Below are 3,310 nucleotides of genomic sequence, written 5' to 3' on the forward strand. Positions count from 1 at the left end.
GGCGTGTGTTGTAGCCATCGATATTGCGCACACCGAGCTTCGACATTTTTTTGTAACGCTCTTCCATCTCGCGCACGGCCCATTTGAGCGCGACGACGGCCTTCTTCGGATCGGTGACGACGGGCGTCAGCAGATGCGGGATGCCGTCATAGACCGACAGTTCGAGCATCTTCGGATCGACCATGATTAGCCGGCACTGGTCCGGCCGCAGCCGATACACCAGGCTCAGGATCATGGTGTTGATGGCGACCGATTTGCCGGAGCCGGTGGTGCCGGCGATCAGCATATGTGGCGTGCGCGCGAGATCGATGATGATCGAATCGCCGCCGATATTCTTGCCGAGGCATAAAGGCAGCTTGATGCTGCCGTCATTGGTGTCCTTCACCGTCAGCAATTCGCGCAGATAAACATTTTCACGATGCGCATTTGGCAGCTCGATGCCGATCGCATTGCGGCCGGGGACCACGGCGACGCGCGCCGACAGGGCGCTCATCGAGCGCGCGATGTCGTCGGCCAGGCCAATGACGCGCGACGACTTGATACCAGGCGCCGGTTCGAGTTCGTACAAGGTCACCACTGGGCCGGGATGCGCCTTGACGATCTCGCCACGGATACCGAAATCACTGAGCACGCCTTCCAGTGCGCGCGAATTGGCTTCCAGTTCGGCCTTGCTGAGTGGCTGGCGATCGGCGGCGCGCGGCGCGGTGAGAACCGACACCGAGGGCAGTTCGAACTTGCCATTATTCTTGCGCGCCGGCTCCTTGGCCTCGGGTTTCTTGCGAGCGCGGGCGACCGGGGCTGGTTCGACTTCTTCTTCGTCTTGTTCTTCCTCTTCGGTGTCGTGCTCAGCATCTTCGTCGTCGCGGCTTTGCGGCGCGATCGACGGGCTGCGGCGACCGCCGAGATTGGGCTCGTGGCGTTCGAAGGAACCGTGGCGGGAATCCGGGGCGCTGGCCACCATCCGGCCGTAGATCATCGACAGCAGCCGCCCGATCCGCGCCTTGAGGCTGAGCAGCGCATGCGTCGCCCAGCCGAGCGACACCGAACGGCGGTCGTCCTCCTCTTCTTCGAACGGCGCATCGTCATCGGCGATCTCGGCGAACTCTTCCTTTGGACGCGATCCCAGCCCGCAGGCCATCAGGAAGGCCGCGACCATGGCCGTACACAGAATGATGCCGAGGACGAAGCGGTAGGTGAAGCCGACCGGGCCGAACACCACCGCGGGTGCGCGGAACAGCGCGTCGCCGACCACGCCGCCGACGCCGGTCGGCAGCGGCCACGAGCCGCCGTGCTGCCAGCAACTCGCGAAGCCGGAGGCGAGCACCGTGCAGAGAATCCAGCACGCCATGCGTAGCGCTTCGCGATCGAAATCCCGATGCGTCATCATGCGCCAGCCCCAGACGGCCACCGGGAGGATCAGCATGATCGACCCGAGTCCGAGAATTTGCATCAGCAGATCGGCGCTGATGGCGCCGGGATAGCCGGCCACGTTGCGGATCGCGCGCGAGGTCGCGTGGCTCAGGCTCGGATCCTGGACCGACCAGGTCATCATCGCCGCGGCCGCTACGCCCGCGACGCCGATCAGGCCGAAGCCGGCCAGTTCGCGCAGCCGTCGCGCCAGCATCTCGCGAATGGACGCGGGAAGCTGGCCGACCAGGGGGATGACGCGTTCGATCGTGGTGCTCATATCGTCCTGCGTTTAATCCAGAATCGCGACCAGCCGATGCAACGCCTCGGCCGTCGTTTCACTGTCCTGTACCAGCGCCAGGCGAATGTAGCCGGCGCCCGGATTGCTGCCATCGGGTTGCGGGCGCGCCAGATAAGAGCCGGGCACCACCCGCACGCCGCCGTCGCGGTAGAGTTTCAAAGTGGCTTCTTCGTCGCCGCCATGCGCGGAGACATCAAGCCACAGACAGAAGCCACCGGCCGGGCGTTGATAGCCATAACGGTGGCCGAGGATCTGATCGGCAAGGTCGAATTTCAACCCGTAGAGTCGGCGATTTTCCTCGACATGGCTCTCATCGCCATAGGCGGCGACGGCGACCTGCTGCAGCGGCACCGGCACCTGCGGCGCGGCCACATTGCGCAACTCGTGAAAGGCGCCGAGGAATTTGCGGTCGCCGGCGGCAAAGCCGACCCGCATCCCTGGCAGGTTCGAGCGCTTCGACAGCGACTGGAACGCCACCACATTGGCAAAGTCCGGCCCGGCGCATTCCAGCATGCTGCCGGGGGCAGCCTTGGTGTAGATCTCCGAATAGCATTCGTCGGACAGCACGATGAAGCCGTGGCGAATTGCCAGCGCGTGCAGCCGGGTGAAGTACGCGTGGGAAGCGACCGCGCCCTGCGGATTGGCCGGCGAGGCGATGTACATCGCCACCGTGCGCGACAAGGTCGCTTCGTCCAGCGCATCGAGATCCGGCAAGAATCCGTTGGCCAGCGTGGTCGGCAGGAACACCGCTTCGCAGCCGGCGGCGCGGGCACCGGCGCCATAGGCGGGATAAAACGGGTTGGGCAGCAGGATCGCCGGCGGGCCGCTGCGCGGCGCCACGAATCGCGCCGCGGCGATCGCTGCGAAGAACAGGCCTTCGCGGCTGCCGTTCAACACCAGAATTTCGCTGTCCGGATCGAGCGGTCGCGGTAGTTCGAACCGGGTTCCCATCCAGGTCGCGGCAGCGCGGCGGAACGGCTCAATGCCCTTGGCAGCCGGATAACGGCCGAAATCGCCGATATGTTTGGCAAGAATCGGACCGACGAAATCCGGCACCGGGTGCTGCGGTTCACCGAGCGACAGCGTGATCAGCGGCTTGCCCGGCTTGTACGGCGCCAGCAGTTCGGTCAGCCGCGCAAACGGCGAACGCTCGCCGGCCGTTGCACCAGCGCCATGCGCCGCGGGGGGAGAACCGGACATCACCATACTCAAGCAACACTTTCGGGACGGTCGGCCCGCACGAGGTGACCGATCCAAGGGATCAAGCCACCATGATACGCCGAGGTTAAGGCGCGATTAACCATCGAAATTTGCGACGGCGGTGGCTAGATTATCATAATCGGGCGACAATATTTTGGAGGTCGGTATGGCAGCCAGCAAGGTGACGGACGACGGACAGCTGAAAATCCCGAAAGCCGTTCTCGAAAAATTCGGCATCGGCCCCGGCAGCGAGGTTGATTGCCGACATACGGCCGATGGAAGCGTGGTCATTGAAAAGGCCAAAGCGGCACAGCCGCTGGACCCGGACCGTTTCGAGCAGGTGCGCGGAACAGCGAATGCCGGGTTTTCGACGGATGAGATCCTGGCAATGACACGAGGCGA

The 3,310-nt window shown here is 64.2% G+C and carries 3 protein-coding genes; 1 reads left to right on the forward strand and 2 read right to left on the reverse strand.

The features are described from left to right. The coding region (locus Q0S16_RS05020; RefSeq protein ID WP_295845751.1) for a DNA translocase FtsK 4TM domain-containing protein at window positions 1–1,687 on the reverse strand (1,687 nt) is incomplete at its 3' end. Between the two features lie 12 nt (window positions 1,688–1,699). Next, window positions 1,700–2,914: an aminotransferase class I/II-fold pyridoxal phosphate-dependent enzyme gene (locus tag Q0S16_RS05025; protein WP_295845755.1), complete on the reverse strand. Its 1,215-nt coding sequence runs from the start codon at window positions 2,912–2,914 to the stop codon at window positions 1,700–1,702. A 160-nt stretch (window positions 2,915–3,074) separates the two neighbouring features. On the opposite strand from Q0S16_RS05025, the gene Q0S16_RS05030 reads away from it, so the two are divergent. Beyond that, window positions 3,075–3,310 (forward strand): AbrB/MazE/SpoVT family DNA-binding domain-containing protein (locus Q0S16_RS05030; protein WP_295845753.1); only part of this gene is annotated, 236 nt, incomplete at its 3' end.

Source organism: Tardiphaga sp. (assembly GCF_025356345.1).
GTDB lineage: Bacteria > Pseudomonadota > Alphaproteobacteria > Rhizobiales > Xanthobacteraceae > Tardiphaga.

What these genes read in the sequence shown, in the direction of transcription:
- Q0S16_RS05025 (WP_295845755.1), bottom strand. Translation starts at nt 2,914, where the DNA reads ATGGTGATGTCCGGTTCTCCCCCCGCGGCGCATGGCGCTGGTGCAACG.